This is a genomic window from Pseudomonas sp. G(2018) (genome assembly GCF_005502415.1).
Lineage (GTDB): Bacteria > Pseudomonadota > Gammaproteobacteria > Pseudomonadales > Pseudomonadaceae > Aquipseudomonas.
Genome location: NZ_SCOO01000036.1, coordinates 1 through 26,488, shown reverse-complemented (window position 1 = coordinate 26,488; position 26,488 = coordinate 1). Strand labels below are relative to the sequence as shown.

The window sequence follows — 26,488 nt, the reverse complement described above, 5'->3', positions numbered from 1 at the left end:
AAACCCGACCTCAAGAGGTCGGGTTTTTTCTCCGTCACCGAAGTGAGGATTTGTCTTAGCCTGATATGCCAGTTTCCTGGAAAAACCCTGCAGTGCAGGGTGGAGGCGAATCGGTCCTTTGGTGGGCTTTCGCTTTCCATGTAACCGACTCTCATACCATCATGCGACTGCAGTTGTTTTTTGGATAGGATCATCCGAGGCACCGACTGCTGACCTCGCCGTCCAGAAGAAGAATCTTCTGAACAGGATTCACACAAAAGTGTGAACCCCAGCTTTATGGACAGTGGCAGCCTTCTGGACGTCTAAAATCAAGTGGCGTCTGATCTCGCAGGTGAACTGGAGATTGGACAAAATTCTGGAAGGGTGAAGCATTAAGAATTGCTGCAAGCAGCTAGGCTTACGCCGTACTGGTGAACAGGCACCAGAAGAAGAGGCTGAATAATGCCATCCCAAATGCGGATTAGCAACATGTGACCCTTTCTACCCGTGAAGTCTGACACTAGGGCAAAATTAAGGCCCGAAGTGGGCCTCAATGCAGGTCCGTGCTTTAGGCTTGAAGCCATTTGTCGACTTCGCCGGCGCCGTGCTTTTCCTTCCAGCTTTTGAGAATTTTGTGGTTGCCGCCTTTGGTCTGAACAGTTTCGCCTGTGTGTGGGTTTTTGTAGACCTTCACGACACGCTGCCGCCGCTGAGCGACAGGCTTGGCGCCAGGGCGCTTTAAAGCCTGTGGGTCAAGCAGCAGAATTATGTCACGTAGACTTTTATTGTACTGTCCCATCAGATCCCTAAGTTTTCTTTCGAATTCGAGCTCCGCTTTCAGTCGTTCATCGCTGGAAAGTTCGTCCAGGCGGCGTTGCAACTCCTTAATGTTTTCTTCTGTGCTGCGGTATTCATTGATTAGGGACATGAGAGGTCTCCAGTGGTTGATATGGGTTGTGCGCCGGCGACGGACAATCAGCCATGAGAGCGCTGTGCGGTTGACCAGAAAAGGGGGCAAACACTCCCCGGAGCACGTTCATCAAATGTCAGACTAGCTCCTCCAGTTCTAATGATCGTGACCCGGAATGTCATGTTTTCTTGCATCTTCAAATTCTCCTGTTCAATGGACGTACGTACAAGGAGATCCACCATGAATCAGAGTCACATTGCGCTTCGCGAAATGATGAGAACGGTGCCTACCCTGAACTTGGTTGTTGGAGAACTGAGTGGTGGAGCACCAGCGTTATTTGCAGGTACTGAGCCTATAATGCGATGCCGCAACACGGTGCTCGGTGCTGCTTATGCAGAGCTCATCGTTGCCGCTTTGCAGAGCCTGGAGGCCCTAACCAGCCCCGACATCGATCCAAGTCTAGCCGGCGAATCAAATGAGGGTAATGGTGCTGGCGACCTTGACCAGGTAACCCATTTGATTCGAAGCGTCCTTACTTTGCAGCCTGAACTCGCACCGAAAAGTGACCTATACACCAAGCTTGTAAGGGCTGCGGTTGAACCTTTTTTGAGGTCGACTTCCATAGCTCCTATGTTGCCCCAGCACTCTTCTAATTCGGGGGCCACACAGATTCCAGAGTTTTTAACATGGCTCAGTCAAAACCGCGGGGAAACTGAGCCTCTTTCCCTTGTGGAGCTAACTGGTCTTGCCACCTCTTGGATGAGAATGAATGTTCAGTAGTAATCACGGTTATGAGGCTAGTTGGCCAGAGTTCGCTGATTCGGCAATGGATTTGCTCAATCCAATTCGGTTGTTTTTTAAGGCTGCTCATCAGCATCATCAGGCTCATAGCACGAAATCCTTTAGCGTCGGTGAGGGGAGTAATACGCGGTATCTGTCATGCGAGGTTCGACGATCCGATCTGACCATTCAGACTGACAGCGCGGATACGAATCGGGTTGATCTTCGATTCTTTATTGGCAACGGGGTGTATGGCACCACCCAAACGGCCGCTGCGGTGGCAGGTCTAAAAGCTGAGCTCCAGGACATGGTCGAGGGTTCAATCTCCCACCGCCGGATCCGCAATGCTGACGGAGCTTTCAAAGCCGTTTTCTGCGATGGTTCGGTGACGTTGAAGGCGGAGGGGAATACCCAAGGGTGGATCATTCAGGTGTGCCTGATGATTCGTGCGAGCGCTATGACTAGAGGTTTAGCGTTGAGCCATTCGGCTCAGAACTGAGTTTTTGATTTGTTTGGCGAGCATGTGCTCGTTATTCAATGGCCATCAGGCCGAACCAGCTGCGGTGCAGCATCTCGAAACCCTTGCGGGCTCATACCCCGCTTTGGGGAGGAGCTCGTTAACTTTTGGAGCTCCTCATGAAAATAACGTTGTTATTGCTTTTGTCTCTTGCACTTGGCGGCTGCGCCGGCAATTCACGAGTGGAAGATCCGGACGCAAAGCTTTATACCGCTCCAGCGCGAATCGTTCCGGTATGTCAGCAGTTCAGCAGTGGGTACCAGTGCATGTGGATTGAGCTTGGTCATCCAGCTGGAAAACGCAGTGGGGGTTCTTCGCGTGGAGTCGTAAGAGAGCAAACAATCTAAACGTGTTCTGATGCGCGAGAAAAAACCCCGAGTGATCGGGGTTTTTTTATGCCGGTAGGTTTTTCCTGAGGTTGTTCAGGCCAGAACCAATCTGGAAGCAGACCCACGCGAACCAGGCCAGCAAGACTAGGTAACCAACTCCAAATTTGATTGTTATACCCCCCAGCAAAAGCCAGACAATGCTCCACCAACAAACCTGCACCTGGCGGCGGAAATGAGTTCGCCAAACCTCATCCTGGCAGCGAAGGTTCATGTGGGCGATGACAGCACCTACGACGGCAGTAATCAGTGAGTGAGAGGGAGGCCGAAAGGCAAGGTGAGAAGGGTACTTGCAGTTCTGGCTCTGCATGGATGATGGAGATTCAAATAACTGCTGGAGGCAAATGTGACTAAGAGTGAATTGCTGGCGATGCCGGCGTCGAGTTACATGAACAAAGACCAACGTATTTTCTTTGCGTCACTTGTTGGGCAATTGGTAGAGGCGATTCGAGCCCGAATTGAGGCGAAGAAGCCAGAGCTCGAGCGTGTCGAGTCGTTTTCCGATCCTACCGACACTGCAACGCTTGAAGAGCTTCGGCAACGTGTAGCTGTAGAGATTCAGCGCGACACCCAGCGTATTAAAGCCCTTCAGGAAGCTGCACGGCGAATTTCCCAGGACGACTTGTTCGGGTTCTGTGAGATTTCAGGAGCTGAGATTGGTTTAGCCCGAATGCTACTCCTACCGGAAGCTCGTTTATCGGTAGAGGAACAAGAGCGCCAGGAGCGTCTTGCTCGCCATCAGTCACAACGAATTGCCTAAACCACCAATCGCGCATGGCCGGACTGCACCTATGGCTGGGGCTGATTAACGAAGCCATAGGTCGTCCAGGTGCTAGGTTTGACCCACCCAAAGGAAAATGAGATGCAGCCCTTGAAAACCTATAAATCACTTCGCAGCTTGTTTTTCTTGAAACGGAAGGAAGCTCGATCCGTACTTTCGCGTTTTGGTCGCGAGGAAAGCCGTCTTCGTGAATGTGAACGCAACCTCGGGATCCTGGATGCTAAAGGCGGCGGAAGAGGGCTGAGCCGAAATGACATTTTCCTTTACCGCTCCTATCAGGACCAAGCCACCTACTACCGAGTGAGGATGGGGGCTCTGGCATCGACCCTCAGTAGCTATGGAACCGCCTTTTATGAGTTGCTGGAGCAACTGGATCACTACACAACGTTTGAGGATCGTCTGACGCTGCTTAGCGCTCGCTATCAGGAACTCCCCGGTAACAAGTGGAACGATGCGTCTCTGCATGAATTAGTGGCCCGCTACAAGGCTGAGGGCGCATCTCTTGACGGTGGAAGAGGACCAGTCCTCGCATGTTTATTGGCAATGAATGGCCAGCTAATTACAGAGCCAAGCCACGCTCGACAGGCTATTCAATTCCATGCGCCAATCCTCCACATAGCTCCTGCTTTGCGGCTTATCTCCAGCCGGTGATTGCGCCCATTATGAGGGGCTGATTGGCCCCTTCCTGCTAGACAATCCTCTTAATGTTTCCTGCAGTGCTACCACTTCAGGAATCGCCATGACTCTTCGCCTCAAAACGTTTATTCCAACTGTTCTAACCGCTGTTGCTCTCAGCCAGGCTGTCAGCTACGCAGCACTCAACGTCTGGGGGGAACAATACCTGACCAGCAAAATGGAAACCGCGGCCTCCATGCGTGAAAAGGCGGAGATCGAGGAGTATTCGAAAGCGCAATTCGCGAAGTTCTCAGCTGCCGCGGACGAGGTGCCGAATGACGCGCGCGTATACGGTGAGTTGAAAGCACGATTCACCCTGGCCGAGTTTTCCGACATGGAGTGTCCTTTCTGCAAGAAACTTCACCCCAACCTCAAGGAGATCGTTGATCGCTCCAATGGCGCCGTCAATTGGCAGTGGCGTCATCTACCGTTGAGCTTTCACAACCCAGCTGCCACTGACGATGCCAAAGCAGCTGAATGTTTCGCCGAACAGAAAGGTAACCGTGGCTTCTGGGTTTTCCTCGACCAGATCTTCGATAAATCTGCAGGCAATGGTGGTGGTGTGAAGGACATGCCTGACATCGTCAAATGGCTTGGCGGCGACAAAGTCAAATTTGCCCAGTGCATGAGCAGCGACAATTACAAAGACCGCATCGCCGAGCACATGCGTATGGGAGAGAAAATTGGCGCGACAGGCACGCCGGCCACCGTCATCATCGACAATCTCACCGGCGAGAAAGAGTTCGTTTCAGGGGCGCAGCCAATCAGTGCATTCATTTCGATCATGAAGAAAATGATGGTCGGGGAGAAAGCGGAAGCTCAGGCCCAGGCTCAGAAAGAACAAGGTCAGCCGGTTGATGGCGGTGATGTCGTCTCGCAGAAAATTCTTGGATATGGCTCCCGCGCTGATGCTGCTCCCTCGGTAGATGCCAAACTTCCCACCGTCCCCACTGCACCAGGTTCACAGCCGTCGAACGGCGCCAGTCCTGTCTCCAAGTAAGCCTTTGGTACAGCCCCTGTGGAGGGGGCTGTGCCTTAATCCGTAACAGGAGACCTGGTTTGTCGTCCTCTTCGATTTTATCTTCTCCAAGCGTTGTAGGTGGCGTATTTTTCCCTATCGCTCTTGGAGCCGCGTCTTTTCAGATCCTGGTGCGATACGCCTCAGTGCGCATGTCCGGTGATGCAGCGAATGTTACAGAATGGATTGGTTATGGGCTTTTGGGGTGCTGTGCGCTATTCGCTATCCATGGACTGTACGAAATAATAGCTGCAGTTTCACGTCAATCGCCGGTCAGGATCCTCCCACAGAACCTGATGATGAGTATCGACCCGCGAGAGGATCTGAGTGTCATCCCGCCACTCGATGGGGAGTTGACTGATGAGGCAAAAGCCGGCGTTATTGAGTTGATTGCTCAATCGACTAGCTGGGAGGATTTACAGGAGCTTCTCGCTATCCATGGTTATCGCTTGGTCGCGCACGGCCGTGGATTGTGCCTAGCGAAGCTTGATGCACAAATTGAGGTCCTCTGCACCGTTAAGAGTCTTGGTAGGGGATGTGACTTGCACAGTCTGCGATCTCGACTGGGATCTGTCCCCGCCAATCTAAAGTCCCACGATAGCTGATTTCAGTTCCCGGCCATTTGAATATTGATTTTCCGTCGCCTCTCATAATCCCGCATCATGCCTATGATGATGGAGTTGACGGCTAAACAGATCTTCGCCCGAGTAGCAGCAACATAAAGCAAGTTGATTTCATCGTCGCGTGAGCTTTCGGACATCTCCGGGTCAAGGGGGTCGGGGAAGTCCTCCTCCAGGCTGACATAGTCGAACTCCAAACCTTTGGACCTGTGGGCCGTAGAAAGTATTACATCAGCAGATCGTTCGTCTTTTACTGTGAGCTTCCGAATTTGCGCTAAAGCTTCGTCCAGGCGATCATAAGAAGTGACAATCTTTATTGCTCGCGCCATATCACGGTCCTTACTGGCCTCCGCAACTGACACGTAGTCGTCCCAGTTCTTAAACTCTTTCAATAATCTCTTGGACTTGATTTTGCTCGTATTACCTTCGCTTAACCAGTAAAGATCCTCGATGTCTGAGATTTTGTAAGAGTCTATTTTCCCAACCCAAAAAATCTTTTTGTTTTTTGATGTTAATTCAAGCGCTGACATTATGACGCCCATCACTGTTCGGTGCAGGAGAGCTGGACGCACAGCATCGCTATCTAGGACTGCTTTGACCTTGGTCGGATATCCTGCACCAACCACCTTATTGGTCTCGCCCTTGTAGCTCAGAAGGATGTTAGCGATCGTTGCAACGGCTGGGCCAAAGCGAAATGATTTCGTCAGATATAAATCGACTGCTGTGTCTAGGTCAGGATCCGAGAGGGCATTGTCGCTACCTCTGAACGAATACAGTTGTTGGTGCGTGTCACCAACAAGAATTACCTGGCATGACTGAGATTTTGCCAACCCAAGAGTAATACCATTGAGATCTTGGGCTTCGTCAGCAAGAACACCATCGTACTTGAGGCTCAAGTCAGGTTTGCTGAGGAAATAGAGCTTTAAATATCCGTCGTGGAGCATCGGTATTTCTAAATCATCAGGATCTAACATTCGATTCCATAGCTCTTGCGAGCATTGAAATACAGCGTCGACAAAAGATGGACTCATTTGAGAGACGGGGCGGCCGTTCAGTTGTGGCAAGTGGTCTTCGTGAATAACCTCGATAGTACTGTTGAGGAAGTTGGTGACTGTTCCAATTGCAGCGCGGACTAGGTTCCAGTCATCAAGATTCAGGACACGTTTTACGTCGGATGGCCTTAAATTCTCACCAAGTTTGTGTTTGTATTTCGCCGCCACCGCCTTGTATGCCACTTGGTGCGTTGAAAAACAGTCTACATTCCTCGGGAATTTCCCCGTTGCCTCATCAGCAATGCTTCGATTGTAAGATAGGTACAGAAAACGACGCCTTGAGTGCCTTTTGGTGTACTCAACCAAAGAGGTGGTTTTCGAAGCGCCGGCGAACGCACGGACGCGCAAACGGATTTCCTTGCAGGCGAAAATTGCCTCTTGCTCGTCTGTCCAACTGAATGCCATGGCTACGTGATTCCCTCGGGTAATTGACCCCAATTTACCAAGCGGCAAAACGCTGCATGCGGTAGACCGACCCTCTTAGCGGGACTGAAAGAGCAATCGCCCTCCAAAACTCAGCCTAGGATCTTGAAAAATTGACATCATGGGTGACTTGGATTGGCTGAACAGCAAAGTTTGATCTGGCTTGGGGTGCAGTTCCTACTGCTTCACCTAATTCCTGCAGGGGTGATTTGCCTTCAGCGAGTTTCCACCAAGGTGCTGGTAAAGAGGTCATTTCATCTGCATGCACTGACAGGGGTGATCGGTACCCCTTTGCATGAGCTATCCCATTTCATTGCCTGTGTTGTCTTCGGGATGAGAGTACTGAAGGTGAAACTGTATTCGCCTAACCCTCATACGGGGCTCCTGGGGTACGTCCAGTTCGCCTACAATCCAAACTCATTGGTTCACATGTTTGGGTTGCTCGTACAGGGCATTGCTCCCGTAGTGATGGGGTATTCAATAATTTCCTTTCTGTTACCTACGACATCCTCTGAAATTGATGTGCCTTTTACGAACGCATCGACCCCATATGAATTGGGTATCAATGCGGCCTGGAGTGCCACACTAGGCGCGCTCGTAAGTGGGGAGTGGGTTGGATGCGGAACGGGGCTCTTGGCGCTTGCAATCGGCTTGCACGCGGTACCGTCGGTTTCCGACCTTAAATTGGCTTTTAGGGGTGGAGTCTGCGTCCTGTCGGTGCTCACAACATTTGGGCTGATTTCACAGATTGAGGTACCAGCGTCGGTGCCTGCGGCGCCGATATTCAGTGTGGTCCAAGCAAAAATATTTGCCTGGGTGTGCACAGGGCTTGATATGGCAACTGAAGCTGTGACGATGATTTGTTGCATTGCATCGCTAAGTACTCTGCTGCTGCAGATTCTGCCCAGTGCCTTGGTCGGAATGCCGGGCCTTATAAGAAGATTGAGCGAACCGGCCGGCGCCAATAACCGTGGTTCAGTATCCATCTCAACCACATTCGAACCAGGGAAGTCTCCTCAGCCACCTGTGACAATTGATTGCGAAACGGGCCGGGTTGATCGAGGTTAGTTTGTCCAATTTTTGGGGGCGGATCCGCCACAGAATCTTTTCCTCATCCCTTAGATTTATGCAGTCTGAGAAAAGTTGGGATGCCGATGAGGTCTGTAATTATCTTGCTGGCGCTGTTCGCCAATTTTGCCGCTGCTGAATCAACCTCATCTTCTGCGATGGAGTTGGAGGCGCACATCGCTTCTTCACTTTCACAAGGAGATGAAGACGGTGCAGGGGTGTCATTGGCAGAGCTTAAAGCGCTAGCTTGCTCGGGTGATCCGATAGCGGCTAGCAGGGTGGGACGGATGTATCTCTTTGGCAACGGAATGCTGGCAAGGGATTTGGATCGTGCTCGTTCCTTTCTATCCGCGGCTGCAATGCGTGGCGTCCCCAAATCAGCTGCCGACCTTGTGGTCACCATCATTTCCAGCTCAAGGGCACTTGATGATTTAAGAGAAGCTGCCAAATGGATCAAAGTTGCTCAGTTTATCGACGGTCCTGAGGCTACTGAAACAACGACAGAGCTTCTTCGGCTCGCTGCCGGAAGCATGGACCTAACAGTGGGCTACCAGGCCGGTGCTCGTTGGATTCAAAACTACCGGAACAAAGGAGGCGTAAATGAAGATAGCCCTTGTACGTCTAGCTAACCATCTACTCCCCGGCGGGCTGCTGCTTGTCGGATCTGGTGTCACCTTTAGCTTGCTGCGGAGCTTAAGCACTGGCACCAACCTACTGGAGATGGTCGTAGGGTTCTCATTCCTCGCTGGACTTCTGGCCCTAGTGTTTGGGTTCGCGATCTGGGCTGCTTCATACTCTGATACGGCTCTTAAGAGGGACATGTTCAGGCGTCGACTTGCTGAGTTGTGGGGAAGGCAAGTCATCCCTTTCGACAACAGGTCGAACTCAATTTTTCGTGCACTCAGACATCGGCAATTCCCTGACCAGATGAACGGAACGTGCTGGTCATTTTGTATTGATACGACCGCATTTCCTGGATACGAATCTCAGGGTTATATCCTGGTGAACGGTACCGTTTTACATATGGCGATGGTTTGCGGAGTCCGAGGCAGATGGCACGTTGACTGCTACGTTCAGGCAGCGTGTGAAAGGGAAGGGGCCGTGTTCACTGTCCAATCCGTCTGCGGACCACTCAAAAGTTGGGTTGCTCAAGGTTCTCAAATCGGTATCGATTTGGAAGAGGGGAACGAAGGCCTGGCAGTTGATTCCATTGGACTCGTCCGCATTTTCCAGACTGGGGTACCGAAAGTGCTGGCCCGCTTCGCACCAAGCACCTAATAAAACTGGGCGGTTCCTAGGAGGGCTAACGAGACGGGGGAAGGGGCTGTTAAACGTCGCGGGTATACACTTTCACCCGAGGCGAGATAATCTCCATTTTTACCCTGTCGCGTGCCATATGGAGCTGTCACCAGGCGCTAGGCGACTGAACCGCGACAGGCGAACATACCAATGTCTGAAAGCCCCCCCTCCGGCCCTTCGTCAAAACAGTCAAAGCAACCCGCCAAGACAGCTAGTTCACCAAAAGGTGGAAACTCACGTAAGCCACGTCGGGCTGCAGATAAGGATACGGTCGTAAGCCCAGCTGCAGCGGGACCCTCAGGAGCTGTCCTCGAGGCCCATGTAGGTGCGCAGTATCTTCTCCCGCTGCTTTCAGGCGGTGAGGCCCGCGGGTTACCAGGCGTCGTAGTTACCCGTGTTGCCTTCCAGCGTGCCGCTCTAGGCCATCCGATGGATGACGTCATCATCACGGGGCTCGACCGCCAAGGCAACGTAGCGACCCTCGAGCTGCAGGCTAAACGCACGCTCGTTTTCACTGCAGGCGACAAGACCTTTGCAGACGTTGTGGCTCTGGCCTGTCGGTCTGCGATCAAGCCCTCGTTCAAATCCACGCGCTATGAGCTTGCCGTGGCGGTTGCGCGTACCTCAACCAAAATTGAGCAACATATCCAAGAGGTCCTTAAGTGGGCTCGAAACTATCAGAACTCAAACGATTTCTTCATCCGACTAAATCAGTCTGGTGCAGCACATCAGGCGATGAGGGATTTCGTGAGTGCGTTTCGTGGCCACATGCAGACTGCTGGCGCATCGCACGAAGATGAGGATGTTTTGTTTCTTCTTTCACGCTTTCAGGTGTTGGCCTTTGACCTAGAGCAGGCCGGTTCAATCTGTGAGTTACTAGCTCGTGATCGATGTGCGTTGCAACTTTCACCTCAAGATATTCATCGAGCTGGCGACCTTTGGGACTCCCTGAAGCAAATTGCATTGGAGGTTGACGCCGCTGGCGGGGATTTGGACTCACAGTCCCTTCGAACGCGCCTTGGAAGCGCCCTAGGGTACCGTCTTGCTGGATCACGTCAGTTGTATGTCGCCCGTGAGCGTCTATCCGAGATCGTTGAGAATGCATTAGATACCATTAGAACTGATGTTCATGGTGTGGCGATTGACCGTACTGGATCGGTCATGGAAGCGCTGTCAGCGCTTGAACGCGGTAGGTACCTAGAAATACGGGGCGCCGGTGGTGTTGGCAAATCAGGCGTACTCAAAGATCTCGCAATGCGTATCGGCGTTGAGTCCCGTGTTGTTGTTGTCGCACCGAACCGTGTACCTGGCGGTGGTTGGCCAGCCATGGCAACTACACTTGGGTGTGAGGTATCTGCACGTGAATTCCTGATCGATTTGGCTGGGGACGGCGGCGGGATGCTGTTTATCGACGGTATCGATCGTTTTGAGGATTCAGGACAAAAAGCGACTGTCGTGGATTTGATACGTGCAGCAGCACAGGTTTCGGGCGTTAAAGTTGTGGTCACCGCGCGGTCAGATTTTGATTCAGATGCGCGCGAGTGGCTGCCAGCGAAGGCGGTTGAAGAGCTTGGTGAAACTGGTCCATTGACCGTAAACGAGCTGAGCAACGATGAGGTCGAAATCCTAAGGATGGCTGATCCTGCGCTTGCCTCACTGCTTCGCCATGGCCACCCAGCTGAGAAATTAGTACGAAATCCCTATCGTTTGGATCGGCTGGCGCGAGCGGGTACAGCGGAATCCACAACGGCTTTCAGCGAAGCGAGGATGGCGTGGCAATGGTGGATCACCGGAGACTCTGCGGACTCCGCAAATCGCACAGATCGGTGTCGTCTGTTGTATTCCATGGCAGAGCATTCATTGGCAACTTCCGGCCCGATGGATTCCAGAGCCTCATCCTCTAAAGCAATAGAAACCCTTGTCGGGAGTGGCTCCCTTCGCATTGTCAGCGCGGTTCGCGTAGAGCCAACGCACGACGTTCTTCGTGATTGGGCTCTCGGATGCCTGTTACATGATGAGCCAGATCGACTCTCTGACCTGTCTCTGAATCTCCCCGTTCCTGTGCGCCTTGTTCGGGGGGTGGAGTTCGCTGCACGGCTACATGCTGAACTCGAATCCGACGATACCGCCTGGCGTGTTTTGCTTGAGCGAGTTAGCGCACCAGGCTGTCATGGTTCGTGGAAGCGTGCGGTCTTGTTATCGCTTGTTCGTTCAGAAATGTCTGATGAGATTTTGAACCGATGTGCACGTACGCTGGCTGCAGGAAATGCTGGAGCGCTTTCAGATTTGGTACGGGCGACTATCACGATCGACTCCCAATCTGCAGCGCCTCTTTTTGCTAAGGCCGGTGCTGACGTCAGCAAATTAACAGATGATTTTGTTCTTCCACGGGGGCCGGCCTGGCTGAATCTTATCGTTTGGTCGCTCGCACTTGTGGATCGATTGCCTACAGCTGCCGTTCCCCAATTTATTGACCTCTATAGTCGTTGGTGTAGTGCGTTTGCAGGATATGACGACTTGTCGCCGTTGCTCGTACACCGGCTTTACGAGTGGTTGGTCTTGGTCGAAGCAAAGCATCATTCGAGGGGGAGCCATTCAAGTGATGCCTCTCCGAAAGGAACCATCTCACTATCAATGACAACTGCTCAGGAGAACGATCTTCGGAGTAGCTTTCTCATGTGGTGCAAGCTTTGTCCTCAAGATGCGGAATCCTACTTTCGTGAGTTGAGCGATCACCCATATCGGCACGTTGTTTTCCGCCGCTTGATCCCGTTCATTGGAACTGCCGCCATAGCTGCACCTGAGGCTTTGGCTGATTTGTTCCTGAAGTTATTGACCGAAAAGGACAAGGACGATGATGACCTTCATCCGTTAAGCGAGAGAGCTTTTTCTGGATGGGATAACGAGTATTTTCCAGCGTCTCCTGCACGGGCACCGTTTTTAAGCTTGCTGCTAGCAAATAGGGAACACGGCTTAAGACTGATTCGCGGTGTGGTTTCTCACGCGATCTATCGGAAAACATACGGTCGTGATCCAGGAGAAAACCATATTGAGGTCCCCCTGCTTAAGGGGGTGCGACTATTTCCTTGGTGTCAGTCATATCTGTGGTCGCGTTCTGATGGATCCTACGTTGCCGCATCCGCCCTTATGGCGTTGGAAGCGTGGTCACACATTCGGGTTGAACGTGATGAATCGATGGACCTGGTAATCGAAGATATCTTGGGGCCTGATGGTTCACCTGCCGCGGTCACACTGGTGGCGGTCGATGTCATGCTTTCACATTGGCCAAAAAGCAGAGCAAGTCTATGGCCATTTGCTGCATCAGCTTCATTACTGGCAATGGATCGTGAGCGCTTTGCACATGACATTCTAGCCGGGGATAAGCCGGTAGATTCTTGGGTTCATCCGGAGCCTGTGGGCGAAGCTAGACTTGAAGATTTAGTCCGCCGACCTTCTCGCCGTACGACAGTCGACTCAGTGCTTGAAGACTATGGCGTTCACGGGCCAGCTGAGATTCGCGAAGCTATGCATCATTCTTTGCAAGCAGAGGTAGCTCGATTTGGACTCCCGAACTCTGACAACGCCAACGTGACGGACGCTCGATTTGCTGCGATGTGTGCACTAAATCGACTTGATATGGCGAATTACCAGGCGGGCAAGGCGGATGGATCTGGCCAAACGCTGTACGAATACATTCCGCCAGAACTCGAGGCCAGGCTTACCGCGGAGATCCAAACAAAGGCACAAATCAGTTATGACGAAGCGACGATTCGTTTCGAAATGATGAGGGCCATGCTCGGAACCCATAGCTCGCAAGTGCTTCTCGAGCGATGTGTTAGATGGGCGAGATATGAGTTTCAGCCGGCGAACGAAAGTTTAGACAGCGATGACCAAGAGTGGGATGAGAGAACTCGAGTCATCGTTGCGGCCTTGGTCATGAGGGATGGTGATCAAAAATTGAGGGACGCTCACCGAGATTGGGCGGTGAGAATTTTGATAGACGTTGCAAAGGTTGAGCCCGCAGAAACTGCGCACGTGCCTCAGTTGCAATTCAACACTTCTGCCATCGCGGCTGTTGGTTTACTCGGGGTTTGCCGTGAAAACCTAGGCAGTGAATGTTTGCAGTGGCTGCTTCAGTTGGCAGCTAAACGACAGACGGGAATGGCTTCAGTGATGCTTGCCGAGTCGGTAGCGGCACGGAGCGTGGATCCCCAACTCACGCGGTCGTTCATTCGATTAGGCCTTGCGTCTTCTGTATATGCCGTGCGTCACCATGACGACGATTTCGACCGCATCGAGGACTATCGTGAGCGCGAGCGGGAAAGGACAGCTGCTCGTAAAAGGGCTGAACGTGAAAGGTTGAAAAGTGCTGTATCGGCCGAGCATCGATGGCTAAGGGGAGAAGGCACTGAGCCAAGCTGGTCTGTTTTGCCTGATCCTAATCCTCCCAAGGAGAAGCACTCAATCTGCGTGGAGAAGGTGCCTCGTAAACGCGTTCGTTCAATTCAACCATCTCCTGAATTCGCGTTGGAGGCCGCGGAGGCGGCTCAATGGATCAATTTAGCAAATGAACTTTGGCATGAAGATTGTCCAGACATGCTCGCAGAGTTGGTACGCCATTGTTGGCCATGGACCGCTAGCGCTAACGGCGTGGGCATCGACGCGGACGAAGAACCGGGTGAGCTCGTGTATGAGTGGAATGATGCCTTTTTCTCAGCTGCGCTTGCCGTTGGGGTTTCAGATGGGGGCGCTGGAATGGAAGAGTTCGTTTATGGATACCTTGCATCTCTTCCCGAGGAGCGCTTCTTTGATGCAGCTGAAGCACAACTACATACTTTGGATCGCTTATGGCTGGATAAGGGCTTAGTAGGGAACCATACCGCAGTCTCAATTCGTGAATCTCTTTGTCGACGATTGATTGATACCGTGTCTTGGCATCACGTTGCTTCATCTCGATCAATGGGTATAGCCATGCACATTGCCGGGGTGGTTGCCTCGATGTTTATGGGGCAACAGAGACTTGGTAAAGGGCCAATTTGTTATGTTCCGGCTGCGAAGGTGGAGCAAGCGAATTTGCTTCTACCTTTGCTCACTCATCTAGTTGAGCAAGCGCCTGGTTCTACGTACGTCACTCAGGCTTTTTTAGGATTTTTAGAAGTGTCGCCTCAGGTGAGTCAAATGGCCTACCTGACAACTGCAGTTCGAGCATGGTGGCGTGAGCAGGGTGTAAATTCCGAGTTTTGGATCGGGCATGCGATTGGGCGCCGGATATGTCACTGGATTGATAAGGCCTTCCTTTTGCCTCCAGCTTCGCCTGATGCGCTAGAGAGTGCGGATCTGACAGCCGTTGTAGATATTCTCGTGCAGTGTGGTACGCCCTTAGCCAGGGCGCTTGAGGAGCGTCTAGCAGCTGCTCGAACCTTAGGCGGTCGGTGAGTTCAGCAGACGGTCTTTTACGAAAGTCTCAGCTTTTCTGAAAAGTGAATCAACGCGTTCACTTGCCTCATTGTTAGCCTTAGCAATCGCCGCATGGCCATGTTTAGCTAGTGCATCTTCGTGCGCTTGGATAACTACAGGATGTCCCTGGAGTCGGGAAAGGTCTATGACCGTCATTGTCTGGTCGCCTGGGTTCGGGTCGGTGGTCATCTGTACCTGGGTGCTACGCCCGACCTCGACTCTGAATCCAAGTCTTTCATACAGGGGCACACTTTCCACGAAGCAAGACAGAGAAGCTAACGGATATCGAGAAAGCATTTTTCGCATGAGAGCCGTGAAAATGCCACGGCCGCGGGATGCTTCACGGACAGCCCCGTAATTAACCCCACAGGAATCCACTGAGTCTGTGATTGGCATGTACAGAAGGAAACCAATAGCAGTATCTGGATGTTCATCATAGAAGGCGACAAGCAGCTCTCCGTTTCCACCGCCTGGATGGCCAATCGCACTAAGATACGCGTGAAATTCAAATCCCAGATAGATCTGGGAGATCACATAGAGCGGATGGTCAGGTGGGCAGGCATCTGTTCCCAATTCTGTTGTATACAGAACCGCCATGCGGATGATTTGCTGCGCCAAGGGCTCGGGTACTACGTCTTTGTAGAGTTCAATTTTGATCATTGGTTATGTGTGCCATAGGCAAATAAACTTCATAGACGGTGGTGAGGCCGAACGCGCCTAGGACGTCCCTCGGACGACGCAAGCGAATGGATAGTTGACTAGATGGGTTTTGTCGACACCACTTCAAAGTACTTATATTTCTTCTTTTTGGCCTCGTTCTTTGCCTCTTGCTCAGCAACGAAGGTACTGATGGTGTTCGCGTCATGGACGAACACGTCAATCTGGCCTTCATACTCTCTCGATACGTGCAGTGTGACCCTTAATTTGGGGGAGAGCGGCTTTGCGGTAGGTTTGGCTTTCTGAGCTGGCTTTGCCGGAGGAATGACAACCGGCGCCGGTTTTTCGCTCTGTGACGGTTGACTGTTCTGGCTACTGCCAAAGAGCGCTTGGCGCATCTCCTCTTCAGTCAGGTCTTTACTCATAGTAGATTTCTCGCAACAGAAAAAAGGGCGTGACGCTTGCGTGTCTCAGCGATTTTACCGCCCTTACACGGATATTGCTGCGACGAGTATTTTTGCGGTCAGCAAAAATAGAAAAGCCGGCGCATGGCCGGCTTGAGTGTTCAGTACATGTTACGCAGAAATTTTGTCCTGGTAACCCGTCCCGGACTGAATTCGTTGATAGATCTCCTCACGGTGGACTGGGGTGTCACGTTTTGCGTTGATGCCGATTCGTACCTGGTTACCGCTAACAGCCAATACGGTGACCTTGATGTCATCGCCGATGCAGATGGTTTCGCCAACGCGGCGGGAGAGTATGAGCATTGTTTCCGATCCTTTCGGTATGAGCGACGCCCCTTGTGAATTGAGGGCGTCTGTTGAGTGTTGAACTACTAATAACCTACGTTCTTACGTATGCAACTAGCTCTTCGACGTCGGCGGGAGTAGTTCAAAAGCTGACAGTAAGTCGCCGAACTCACGTCGACCCTCGCCAAGCATCTGGTAGTCATCGGGTGTGGGCTGATGCCCGTACAGAATCTTCGTCTGGGTTCGCTCAAGTGCAGCGGTTAAATCAACAAGTCTCTGCAGCTGTTCTCGTACTTCACCAGTTAGGCCGTGGCTACGAAGCATGTCTGGCTCCTTGAGCGATGTTGTTTAGCCATGAAGACCAGCATCCTGGCTTCCATCTCGACACAAGACTTGTCCTCACACGCTGGCGCAATGATGTTGAAGCTACCAAGCTCATGGAGTTGGAATTCCTTTTCTTGCTTGGCCAGCTGGAAAAGGCACTCGAGGGCCTCTTTCTCCCTTGAGTCTCTGCAACCGACGATGCCGCCGACCAGAAACTCATTTATGAGGTCACAGGCCTTTTCGGCTGAAAGGCCTACAGCATCCATTTCGATGGAGCTGAGGCCGACTGCCTCCTCGTGCTCTTCATGAAGTTCAATTTGGCCAGGAACCCGCCTGATTACGATATTGAGCGTGTTATGTCCCGTGGCGATACCAATCTCAATTGGAAGTCTGTGATTGGCAGATGAATAGCTGGCAACCGCAATCGCGGCGTCGATGCACATAACTTTTTTCCGATGATCCATTCGTGGTGCGGATTATCAAATCTTCGGCTGCCGCTGTTTCATGTATTCGCCCCTTGAAATGGGGCGAATCACGATTATTTCCCAGAACCGACAGCGGGCTTGCCGCCGTCATCGTTCGTGGAGAATTTGCACTTCGGATACCCGAGACAGCTCCAGAATGGTCCGTTGTTACTGTTTCTTAAGGCTAAATGGTTCTTTTTGCACTTTGGGCATTTCTCATCCGACTTGACCAGCTCAGCTTTGCTGGATGCTTCCGAGCCTGTGCTTTTGAGTCTAATAGAGGCCAAGTCTGGTGCAGGTGCTTTTCCTCGAGACTTTGTTTCACCACATGTAGCTGTACAGGTGGGATAGTTTGAGCAACCCCAAAACCCATTTGTGGAGGAGCCGCGCCGTCTCATTTCGCCTACTTTGCAGATAGGGCAGGTCTGTTGAGGACCGAACATCAAAAGCCGCTTTTCTTGGGCGAGGGCTGTAATCGTGGGATCGGCCTTGATTCGGGCGACCTCCTTAAGGAGCAAATCGTGCTGATAGGCAACTACCCCGATGTAGGAGGCTTGGCCTTGCGCAATTTGGTCGAGGGCACCCTCCATCATGCGAGTGAAATCAAGGGACACAAAGCTGAAGCGCCCTCGTGTAAGGCCGATGATTCCCATGCCAAGCTCGGTGGCGAATAGCTTTCTACCTTCCTTGCTTATGTAGGACCGTTTAAACAACGTGGCCATGGTGGAGGCATAAGTCGACGGTCTGCCTATCCCGTGTGATTCCAGTGCTTTTACCAGTGAGGCGTCAGTAAACCTCGGCGGCGGCTTGGTAGCAGACTGCGTAACACTGAGCTCCTTGCATTGAAGTCGCGCGTTTTCAGCGATCTCTGGGAGAGCATTCGCCTCTTCATTATCATCCTCACCAACCTCGACGGCGGCATCTTCGGGGGTTAGTGCTAACCAACCAGGCGACGTAAGTGTTCTGCCGGTGGCTAAAAATTGGAGGTGTTGGTCTGCGACTTTCACTGCGGAGAGTAAAAGAATCTTTTTGGCGTTGTATCTGGCTGGGAGCATTTGGCTGGCCATCGTTCTCTGCCAAATAAGCTTGTATAGCTTTCCCTCTGGGCTGTCGGCTGGAAATTCACCTGCTTCCAGATTTGCCACATCTGAAGGTCGAATTGCTTCGTGAGCCTCTTGAGCATCAGCTTTTGATGACCATTTATTCGGCTTGTCTGGTACTGGATATTTGTTTGAGGTCAGCCACTCCCTGATTACCGTCGTGGCCTCCTCGGAAAGGTTGACGCTGTCAGTCCTGTGGTAGGTGATCAGACCGGCTTCAAAAAGCGACTGTGCACGCTTCATGGTGTCGTCGACTTCCATTCCTAAGGAGTTACTTGCCGCTTGTTGAAGGGTCGAGGTTGTATATGGAGGAGGGGCATTTCGAAGTGCCTCTTTCGACTCAACCTTATAAACCATGAAGACGGGTAGCTTTTTGATTGCATCCTCGAGTCCGCGTACAACATCAAGCTGAGTGAAAACCTCAGTAACCGCTACTTGCGATGCCTGTTGAAACGGCTTATGTAACCATTGGGCTTTCCAGCCTTCCTCTTTCCCTGGCCAAGGGAATCCTACAGACAACTTGTAATAGTCAACTGACTTGAATGCCCGGATAGCCTCCTCCCGCTCAACCACTAAAAGGAGGGCAGAGCTTTGCACTCGGCCAGCGGAAAGGTGGGTAGGAGCTGAAGTCAGTTCTGTAAGAAGGGGAGAGACCGTGTAACCGACAATTCGATCGCTAACGCGTCTTGCCTCTTGGGCTGCGACCTTTGCCATGTCAATTTGGCCTGCGTTTTCGATCGCGGCCAGTAGTGCTTTTTTTGTGATCTCGTTAAAAACCATTCTTTTGTGATGCTTTGGCTTGAGCACCTCAAGAAGGTGCCAGGCGATCGCTTCACCTTCGCGATCAAGGTCGGTAGCGAGATAAACGGATCGGGCCTCCTGCGCTAGTTTTTTTAACCAGCCAACGGTTTTCTTCTTTTCGTCGTACACCTCATATTGGGGGCGAAAGTGAGGTGCTTCGACACCCATCTCCCGTGTCGGAAGATCACGAATATGTCCAGCTGAAGCCGCTACCTTGAAGTTCTCACCGAGGTATTTTCCAATTGTTTTCGCCTTTTTTGGCGACTCTACAACGACCAGATCAAACACTATGGCGGGTCTCCTATTGATTGAGACCACAATGCCAAGACGTTAGGTGAACGGGGCGGCTATTCGATCCCAACCCCGTTACCGATGTAGACGTTCAACCTCTGCTGCTGAACCCGCATTCAGTACTGCACGGAGATGGAAACGATCATGTTCCTGGTTGCCTTTGTGTGCTGCCTCAGCACTATCTCTGTTTCCGTCATCCTGAATATTTAACGCCACCATCAGCTCACAGTGTCCAAGCTTGGAAAGCTCTGTTGCCGAAACGGAATGCGGATGGAGCCGTCCTTTTCGTTCTGCCATCACTCACCTCATTCATTGAATCGTTTTCAAAACTACCTTCGCACAGGTCTGCAAAAATGCAATTTTCCATGTTCGTAGCTTTGGGCTTGCAAATCACCAAAGGCTGATAGTTTGGATATAAGAAGTGGGTAAGGTGACAGGATGAGCAACGGGATAGGTACTTGGAGAGAGGCGTTACCAGAGCAACTGCGTGGTGCGCAGGTAGTGCTGTCTGAACGCAATTTATCGACTGAAATCCCCGTCCCTTTGCATGGCCGTGGGGATCAAGTGTTCCTTGCCCGTGGTTGGCTGATTGCCGTCGATACAAAGCGGCGAAAAATTGCACGGGTGTACATGAAGGACGTGATTCAGTTGAGTGTCTATGCATTCATTCTGGCACGTCAGTCCACTGCACTGTTTGGTGTGAACTACCCTGTTTCCGCTACTGGATTTGTTCGCTGTGTGACTCCCCGAGGTACTGAGTACAAGCCAGTACAGCTACTGAACAGCAGTCAAATCATCAGCCTTTGGAATCGTTATTGGTTTCTGCGTTCAGAAGGGCTGAGGGCGCGTCCAACGCACCCAAATGCCGCGTCATGCATCGGCTGCGCTAAACGACTTAACTGCCCAGTGGGTAGGAAGATCCGGTAGCTCTATGGCTTCTAGGGTGCGAGTTTGCCCCCGACTGTTGGTCTGGGTTCTGGCGGGTTGTTGATCTTCTGCCGTGCTAATCTTCCGGGCCGTGCCCTGATCAACCATCCAACAAGACTCAACTTACCAAGGCCAACCGCTTGAACGACCTCCTATTCACCCCATCCGAAGCTGTCGGGTTATCCAATCAGGAGCCACCGCATTCTGTTGAGGCAGAACAGGCAGTTTTGGGCGGGCTGCTGCGTGACAATCAATCTTGGGTGAGGGTTTCAGGTTATCTGGCCGGAGATGATTTCTTTCGTGGTGATCATAGGCTGATATTCAAGGCTCTCGAGTTCCTGGCTGAGTCAGGTGCAGCGATGGACGTGGTAACACTACACGACGTTCTTGAAACGAACGGTCACCTGGAGGACGCCGGCGGTCCCAGCTACCTGAGCGATTTGTATGAAAATACTACGTCTGTTGCCAATATCGTCTCTTACGCGCGTGTAATCAGCGAACGCGCAAAACTTCGAAGCATCATTAAGGCATGTGATGACATCGAAGAGAGCGCACTCAGACCACAAGGTAAGTCTTCTGACGATCTAGTACATCAGGCGGAGCAAGCGATTTTGGCTGTGTCAGGTACGCGGCCGAAGGAGGGGGGACCGGTTCGACTGGAGCAGCTCCTCAGTAAAGCTGTAAATACAATTAACACGTTGAATCAATCTGGTGGGGAGGCTGTTGGTCTTTCCACCGGATTTGAGGATCTGGATAAGCGCCTCAATTATCTTCGGCCTGCTGATCTTGTAATCGTTGCCGGAAGACCGTCGATGGGCAAAACATCCTTTGCGATGAACATCGTGGAAAGCGCAATACAACGATCAGCGAAGGTTGTCGTGGTGTATTCGCTTGAGATGCCAGGAGACACGCTGGTTAGCCGCATGATCTCCTCCATCGGCGGCATAGAGCAGTCACGAGTCAGGTCTGGCCAGTTGCTAGATGAGGATTGGCCCAAGCTGGTCAGTGCGGCGGAAATTATTAATCAGCATGACCGTATATTTATCGACGATACGGCCAACCTTAGCCCCTCTGAGATGAGATCAAGAACGAGGCGAATCCGCCGCGTGCACGGTGAAATCGGGCTGATAATGGTTGATTACTTGCAACTCATGCGGGTGCCAGGAGCAGGTGGGTTCAATAGAACTAACGAAATCTCCGAGATCTCGCGTTCGCTGAAGGCGTTGGCTAAAGAATTCGACTGCCCAGTTGTGGCGCTATCCCAACTCAACCGTTCGTTGGAGCAGCGCCCCAACAAGCGGCCGATTAATTCTGACTTGCGTGAGTCTGGCGCGATTGAGCAGGACGCCGATGTAATCCTGTTCGTTTACAGGGATGAAGTCTACAACCCTGACTCCAGATTCAAAGGGACAGCGGAGATCATTATTGGGAAGCAGCGTGAAGGCCCCATTGGCTTCGTCAGATTGGGCTTTGATGGTCGATATACCCGATTTGAGCACCTCAAGCCTGGCTCGCACGATTTTACTGATGCAGAGATGGGCGTGCCGCAGGTTATTAGAAACCCAAGGCTTGGACGTGTAAACGCACATGTCGTTGCGACTGCTGTGAAGACAGAGAAAGAACGTCGGAGTAAGACATCAAGAGCTAGACGGCGTACTCCATAGCTCAGAACGTGAATCTCACTTACCGTCAACGAAAGCCTCCAACTCGTTAAAGTAGAAGACGCTCATGAATGAAATTACTGACTCTTCCCAGTTCGACCTTCAGACCTCATCGTTAAAGGTTCCGCCTCACTCTATTGAGGCAGAACAGTCTGTACTCGGTGGTCTGATGCTGGACAACAACGCATGGGAGCGCGTACTCGATCAAGTCTCCGATGGTGATTTCTATCGTCATGATCACCGCCTAATCTTCCGAGCGATCGCCAAGCTTGCCGATCAGAACTTGCCGATCGACGTCGTAACCCTGTCTGAACAATTGGACAAGGAAGGTCAAATTTCGCAAGTAGGAGGCTTGGCATACCTTGCTGAACTCGCTAAGAACACCCCGTCCGTTGCCAACATCAAGGCCTATGCGCAGATTGTTCGCCAGCGTGCGACTTTGCGCCAGCTGATCGGTATCAGCACCGAAATTGCAGACAGCGCTTTCAACCCCGAAGGTCGTACCGCCGAAGAAATCCTTGATGAGGCGGAACGACAGATTTTCCAGATTGCAGAGGCTCGTCCAAAAACCGGTGGTCCGGTAAATGTTAATGAGCTACTGACCAAAGCCATTGATCGTATCGACACCCTATTCAACACCGAGAGTGCTATCACAGGACTGTCGACGGGCTACACCGATCTCGACGAAAAGACCAGCGGCCTTCAGCCGTCTGACCTGATCATTGTTGCTGGTCGTCCGTCCATGGGTAAAACCACCTTTGCGATGAACCTGGTGGAAAACGCAGTGCTGCGTAGTGAGAAAGCTGTGCTGGTTTACTCGCTGGAGATGCCAGGCGAGTCACTGATCATGCGTATGCTGTCATCCCTCGGTCGCATCGACCAGACCAAGGTCCGCTCTGGCCAACTGGAGGACGACGACTGGCCGCGGCTTACGTCGGCGGTCAATCTCCTAAACAATCGCAAGCTGTTCATTGACGATACCGCGGGCATCAGCCCGTCGGAAATGCGCGCCCGCACCCGGCGTCTGGTCCGTGAACACGGAGAAGTCGGCCTGATCATGATCGACTACCTGCAGTTGATGCAGATTCCAGGTTCTAGCGGCGACAGTCGGACCAACGAAATTTCCGAGATCTCCCGATCCCTTAAAGCCCTGGCCAAGGAATTCAATTGCCCGGTAGTGGCGTTGTCCCAGCTCAACCGTTCATTGGAGCAACGACCGAACAAGCGGCCGGTGAACTCCGACTTACGAGAGTCTGGAGCAATCGAGCAGGACGCTGACGTGATCATGTTCGTGTACCGCGACGAGGTGTATCACCCGGAAACAGAGCACAAAGGGATTGCCGAAATCATCATAGGCAAACAGCGGAACGGTCCGATCGGCTTTATCCGCCTAGCCTTCATCGGTAAATACACCCGGTTCGAGAACCTGGCTCCAGGCAGTTATAACTTCGACGACGATGAGTGATACAAGGTGGCTGTCCCATGCTACCAATGAAAAACGCCCTCAAAAGGGCGTTTTTTTTTTGAATTAGCGAATCAACTCGCAAGGCTCAAGTTTTCTTGTTTCTCCTGATCGCCTGCAGAGCTTTTAGGCTCCTCTTTTCGATGCCGCGCAGCTTCATCTGAAACTAGGAGGAACTGTTCGTACAGTTCGACTGGAATGGCCACTGCAACGGTGCCGCCCTTTGGGTCAATCACAGCCGTCTTGCGCATGATTTGCGAAATCCCCGTCATAGAGGATGTCATGTTGGTAACCAGTTTTTTGCCTATTCGCCTGGTAGGTACGGCGATGTTTTTACTCGTCAGTTTGATCTGTTTTCTCGGTATCGCTGGCGCCACCTGAGCTGCATTCTGCCCATCTTGCAGTGACTCAGATTCCTCCTTGCCGGCCTTGGTTGGAGCTGCATGCCGAAAATCGCCAGCATCGGTATTGGAACTTTGATCAATGGCCAGCTGTAGTGGGACCGCACCCTCAATCTCTTCCTGGCGCTTACGATAGGAGCTCATGATGATCTCAACGCTCTCATCACCGTATTTGCGGTAGAGGTCCAACGCGAGGTGTGGCTTTATTACGTCTTGTTCGAGAAGGGTTTGAATCTGCGCCGGCAGTGAAAGAAGGCGAAGGGTCTCCCGCACATGGGTAGAGGTCCTACCTATGTGCTCGGCTATCTGATGGTCATCCCAGTTCCAACTGCGCAACCGCTGGTAGATTCTGGCCCGTTGCATAATTGTCAGTTTGAGTTGCTCATTCGAGGTCAGAATTCGAACGCTAGCGAGTTGGTTGTTTCCTTTGAGCTCGATCACGGGTATGCGTTTGATCATAGCCCCCCGGCTGATTGCCAAGCGGGCTCCTCGCAGGCGGCAATGCCCATCTCGAACGAAGCATCGGCCATCAACGACCTGTACTTCGATTGGTTTCATCTGGGCGCTTTGGGCCCATGCTTTGGCAAGCATCTCAATATGCGCGATGGTGTGCGGAAGGTTGTAGTCGCGCTCATTGAAGCCTTCCTCCTCCTCGATCAGAAGAGGCGACAGCCACGTCATCTGCGTTTCGCCGACAAGTGATTGATCCCTTTCCGCTACTGCTTCCGCGAAGCTTTGTAGATCATTCGACTTCTGAGTTCCATGGTCTGTCGTAATGCTATCGGTGAGTTTTTCGTGATCAGTCATAAGTCAGCTTCTTTGAAAGTTGTGATTGCTCGGTGAGTGCAGGAACCGTGGAGCCGGCTTGGACCAGATCAGTATCGTCATCGTCCGATAACGCTCATTTTCTGAATGTCTGGCTAGGGGCGTGAAACCAGTGCTTCGATAACCAACGGAGCTTTTGTCGCAACCTTATCGAGAAATCTCATAGTACAGATCGTGTATCGAACCCGTGATTGGTACCAAATAGGCCGCTGTTTGGGGTTGATTGTGTTTACCGTCTATGCATTCCAAATGGCCGAGGAGTAGCTATGAACGGTGTGCAGACAAGACGACGATTTATGACCATCTTTGTTCGGAAAAATGAACCTGCTCGCAGTATCAAGAGCATCGTGAAGTCCATCGATGGTCTTGCTGCGATCCTGAGCGATATCTCAAGACTGCTTGAGTCAAAGATTCAACCCGCAAATGGTGAGCTACTCGAGCACGACGAAAAACGGAGTGGGAGAGGTAGCGTAGGGGCCGATGTGGTTTCTGATCATGAAGATGCATTTAGCCTCCACCGTGGTCACGCCGTTCTTTTCGCAATCTGTATTGGCTTTGTCATTGGGCCAATCCTGGGGTATTTGTCATACGGCTCCAGCGCGTGTGAGGCTGTTGGCGCTGATTGAAAACTGACCCACCCTGCCGATTGAAAATTGACCCAGGGCGGATTGCTGATTTTTGTCCCAGCAATTGTGGATAAGCTTAGCAGTAGTGTCTTGATTGAAGACGCATCGGGCCCCACCGCATGCAGGCATGCGGAAGGGTGTTTACGGTGCAGATCAAAACGGCTCATCGTCCTCGATACCATCTTCGTCCTTGCGCTTTCGTTCACGCGATTTGATCTTTGTCTGGGCGGCCAAGGTGCTGTGTTGCAGGCGGTAGGACTCGTTGCCCGTTTCGACGATGTGGCAGTGGTGTGTCAGCCGATCCAGCAACGCTGTGGTCATCTTGGCGTCGCCAAACACACTCGACCACTCCGAGAAGCTGAGGTTGGTGGTGATGACCACGCTGGTGTGCTCGTACAGTTTTGAAAGCAGGTGAAATAACAGCGCGCCACCACTCTGACTGAAGGGCAAATACCCAAGTTCATCGAGTATCACCAGGTCTGTCCGAAGCAGTCCCTGGGCGATTCGGCCTGCCTTGCCATCGTACTTTTCACGCTCCAGCAGGTTGACCAGATCGACCGTGGAGAAGAACCGTACTCGTTTGTTATGAGTGGTGATTCCGGACACGGCCAAGGCACTGGCCAGGTGTGTTTTTCCGGTTCCAGGCCCACCGATCAACACGACATTTTGCGCAGTCTCCGTAAACTCAAGGCTGGATAATTCCTTGACCAGACGGGCATCAGCGCTGGAAGCGCTGAAGTCAAAGCCAGCTAAATCACGGTGCATGGGGAGCTTTGCCATGTTCATCTGATGATTCACAGAGCGCACGGCGCGATCTGCCTGCTCCTGTTGGAGCAGATGCTCAAGCAGCCATTTCGAGGATGCCGTCGAAGCTTCTCCCTGGGCCGCCAGTTCTTCCCAAGCCTGCGCCATGCCATGCAGACGCAGTTCTTTAAGTTCTGCCATCAAGTCACGCATTGCGGCTCTCCTCATCTGTTGTACGGAGTTGGTCATATCGGGCCGTGTTGGCAACGGGAGCCACCTTGAGTTGCAGGCTGGTTTCTACGGAAGGCGGTGGTGCTGTAGCGGTGAGTCGGGCGAGAACATTCAGGATGTGATCGGCGCTCAGACTTCCCGACTCAAGCACCAGTTCTACCGCTACCAGCACCGGGTCGAGACCGGCGATGGGCACGGCAGCGAGCACCTGCGTCATGATTCGATCACCGTTGCTGTGACGTCTCAGGCTCCGTTTGAGA

General features: G+C 52.1%; 21 protein-coding genes and 1 pseudogene. 11 read left to right on the top strand and 11 right to left on the bottom strand.

Features of this window, described 5'->3' with window-relative positions; genetic code table 11:
- Positions 1–547 precede the first annotated feature (547 nt).
- Positions 548–907: a histone-like nucleoid-structuring protein, MvaT/MvaU family gene (locus FFS64_RS25820; protein ID WP_057978773.1), complete on the bottom strand. Its 360-nt coding sequence runs from the start codon at positions 905–907 to the stop codon at positions 548–550.
- A 222-nt stretch (positions 908–1,129) separates the two neighbouring features.
- Between FFS64_RS25820 and FFS64_RS25815 the strand changes: the two genes are divergently transcribed.
- The 5 genes from FFS64_RS25815 (at position 1,130) to FFS64_RS25795 (ending at position 5,028) form a co-directional block, all read left to right on the top strand.
- Entirely contained in the window at positions 1,130–1,669 is a 540-nt protein-coding gene (locus FFS64_RS25815) for a hypothetical protein (RefSeq protein ID WP_057978771.1), read from the top strand.
- Complete coding sequence (locus tag FFS64_RS25810) at positions 1,659–2,168, top strand: hypothetical protein (RefSeq protein ID WP_057978769.1); 510 nt, start codon at positions 1,659–1,661, stop codon at positions 2,166–2,168. The genes FFS64_RS25815 and FFS64_RS25810 overlap by 11 nt, the downstream gene beginning before the upstream one ends.
- Before the next feature lie 750 nt (positions 2,169–2,918).
- Positions 2,919–3,332 carry a TraR/DksA C4-type zinc finger protein gene (locus tag FFS64_RS25805; RefSeq protein ID WP_010466510.1) on the top strand — a complete coding sequence of 138 codons (414 nt, stop codon included), beginning with the start codon at positions 2,919–2,921 and terminating at the stop codon, positions 3,330–3,332.
- A gap of 78 nt (positions 3,333–3,410) precedes the next feature.
- Positions 3,411–4,004, top strand: coding sequence for a hypothetical protein (locus FFS64_RS25800; protein ID WP_137807679.1), 594 nt, complete (start codon positions 3,411–3,413; stop codon positions 4,002–4,004).
- 88 nt (positions 4,005–4,092) lie between these two features.
- Positions 4,093–5,028 (top strand): DsbA family protein, encoded by a 936-nt coding sequence (locus FFS64_RS25795; RefSeq protein WP_057978759.1) that lies wholly within the window; start codon positions 4,093–4,095, stop codon positions 5,026–5,028.
- Positions 5,029–5,653: 625 nt separating this feature from the next.
- On the opposite strand, the gene FFS64_RS25790 is transcribed toward FFS64_RS25795, so the two are convergent.
- Positions 5,654–7,123 (bottom strand): 3'-5' exonuclease, encoded by a 1,470-nt coding sequence (locus FFS64_RS25790; protein ID WP_057978755.1) that lies wholly within the window; start codon positions 7,121–7,123, stop codon positions 5,654–5,656.
- A gap of 1,172 nt (positions 7,124–8,295) precedes the next feature.
- On the opposite strand from FFS64_RS25790, the gene FFS64_RS25785 reads away from it, so the two are divergent.
- Together FFS64_RS25785 and FFS64_RS25780 are read left to right on the top strand one after the other, a co-directional pair.
- The gene (locus FFS64_RS25785; RefSeq protein ID WP_137807678.1) at positions 8,296–8,838 is read left to right on the top strand and encodes a hypothetical protein; all 543 of its coding nucleotides are present in this window, start codon (positions 8,296–8,298) and stop codon (positions 8,836–8,838) included.
- Positions 8,839–9,937: 1,099 nt separating this feature from the next.
- On the top strand, positions 9,938–14,944 hold the full coding sequence (locus FFS64_RS25780; protein WP_137807677.1) for a hypothetical protein: 5,007 nt from the start codon (positions 9,938–9,940) through the stop codon (positions 14,942–14,944).
- On the opposite strand, the gene FFS64_RS25775 is transcribed toward FFS64_RS25780, so the two are convergent.
- From FFS64_RS25775 to FFS64_RS25745, 6 genes are all read right to left on the bottom strand, one after another.
- On the bottom strand, positions 14,930–15,625 hold the full coding sequence (locus FFS64_RS25775) for a GNAT family N-acetyltransferase (protein ID WP_057978582.1): 696 nt from the start codon (positions 15,623–15,625) through the stop codon (positions 14,930–14,932). The two genes, FFS64_RS25780 and FFS64_RS25775, sit on opposite strands and share 15 nt — an antisense overlap.
- A 98-nt stretch (positions 15,626–15,723) precedes the next feature.
- The gene (locus tag FFS64_RS25770; RefSeq protein WP_057978584.1) at positions 15,724–16,047 is read right to left on the bottom strand and encodes a hypothetical protein; all 324 of its coding nucleotides are present in this window, start codon (positions 16,045–16,047) and stop codon (positions 15,724–15,726) included.
- A gap of 150 nt (positions 16,048–16,197) precedes the next feature.
- Positions 16,198–16,389 carry a carbon storage regulator CsrA gene (gene csrA / locus FFS64_RS25765; RefSeq protein WP_010466533.1) on the bottom strand — a complete coding sequence of 64 codons (192 nt, stop codon included), beginning with the start codon at positions 16,387–16,389 and terminating at the stop codon, positions 16,198–16,200.
- A 284-nt stretch (positions 16,390–16,673) separates the two neighbouring features.
- Positions 16,674–17,138 (bottom strand): hypothetical protein, encoded by a 465-nt coding sequence (locus FFS64_RS25755; protein WP_010466537.1) that lies wholly within the window; start codon positions 17,136–17,138, stop codon positions 16,674–16,676.
- Positions 17,139–17,233: 95 nt separating this feature from the next.
- Positions 17,234–19,348: a type I DNA topoisomerase gene (gene topA, locus FFS64_RS25750; RefSeq protein ID WP_057978585.1), complete on the bottom strand. Its 2,115-nt coding sequence runs from the start codon at positions 19,346–19,348 to the stop codon at positions 17,234–17,236.
- Between the two features lie 78 nt (positions 19,349–19,426).
- Entirely contained in the window at positions 19,427–19,648 is a 222-nt protein-coding gene (locus FFS64_RS25745) for a hypothetical protein (protein WP_125919913.1), read from the bottom strand.
- A 141-nt stretch (positions 19,649–19,789) separates the two neighbouring features.
- On the opposite strand from FFS64_RS25745, the gene FFS64_RS25740 reads away from it, so the two are divergent.
- The 3 genes from FFS64_RS25740 (at position 19,790) to dnaB (FFS64_RS25730) (ending at position 23,404) form a co-directional block, all read left to right on the top strand.
- A complete protein-coding gene (locus tag FFS64_RS25740) occupies positions 19,790–20,278 on the top strand; it encodes a hypothetical protein (RefSeq protein ID WP_137807676.1) in 489 nt (162 codons plus the stop codon).
- Positions 20,279–20,418: 140 nt separating this feature from the next.
- The gene (gene dnaB / locus FFS64_RS25735) at positions 20,419–21,942 is read left to right on the top strand and encodes a replicative DNA helicase (RefSeq protein WP_010466541.1); all 1,524 of its coding nucleotides are present in this window, start codon (positions 20,419–20,421) and stop codon (positions 21,940–21,942) included.
- A gap of 64 nt (positions 21,943–22,006) precedes the next feature.
- Positions 22,007–23,404, top strand: a complete 1,398-nt coding sequence (dnaB, locus tag FFS64_RS25730) for a replicative DNA helicase (RefSeq protein WP_010466543.1) — start codon at positions 22,007–22,009, stop codon at positions 23,402–23,404.
- A gap of 71 nt (positions 23,405–23,475) precedes the next feature.
- Here the strand turns inward: dnaB (FFS64_RS25730) and FFS64_RS25725 are convergent, their stop codons facing one another.
- On the bottom strand, positions 23,476–24,609 hold the full coding sequence (locus FFS64_RS25725) for a hypothetical protein (protein ID WP_057978587.1): 1,134 nt from the start codon (positions 24,607–24,609) through the stop codon (positions 23,476–23,478).
- Between the two features lie 284 nt (positions 24,610–24,893).
- Here FFS64_RS25725 and FFS64_RS31350 point away from each other — a divergent pair, with 284 nt between their 5' ends.
- On the top strand, positions 24,894–25,253 hold the full coding sequence (locus tag FFS64_RS31350) for a hypothetical protein (RefSeq protein WP_171017136.1): 360 nt from the start codon (positions 24,894–24,896) through the stop codon (positions 25,251–25,253).
- Between the two features lie 153 nt (positions 25,254–25,406).
- Here the strand turns inward: FFS64_RS31350 and istB are convergent, their stop codons facing one another.
- Positions 25,407–26,210: an IS21-like element helper ATPase IstB gene (gene istB / locus FFS64_RS25715; RefSeq protein ID WP_086944292.1), complete on the bottom strand. Its 804-nt coding sequence runs from the start codon at positions 26,208–26,210 to the stop codon at positions 25,407–25,409.
- Positions 26,203–26,488: pseudogene (locus tag FFS64_RS25710) on the bottom strand (IS21 family transposase); the annotation flags it as partial. The gene istB and the pseudogene FFS64_RS25710, both read right to left, overlap by 8 nt.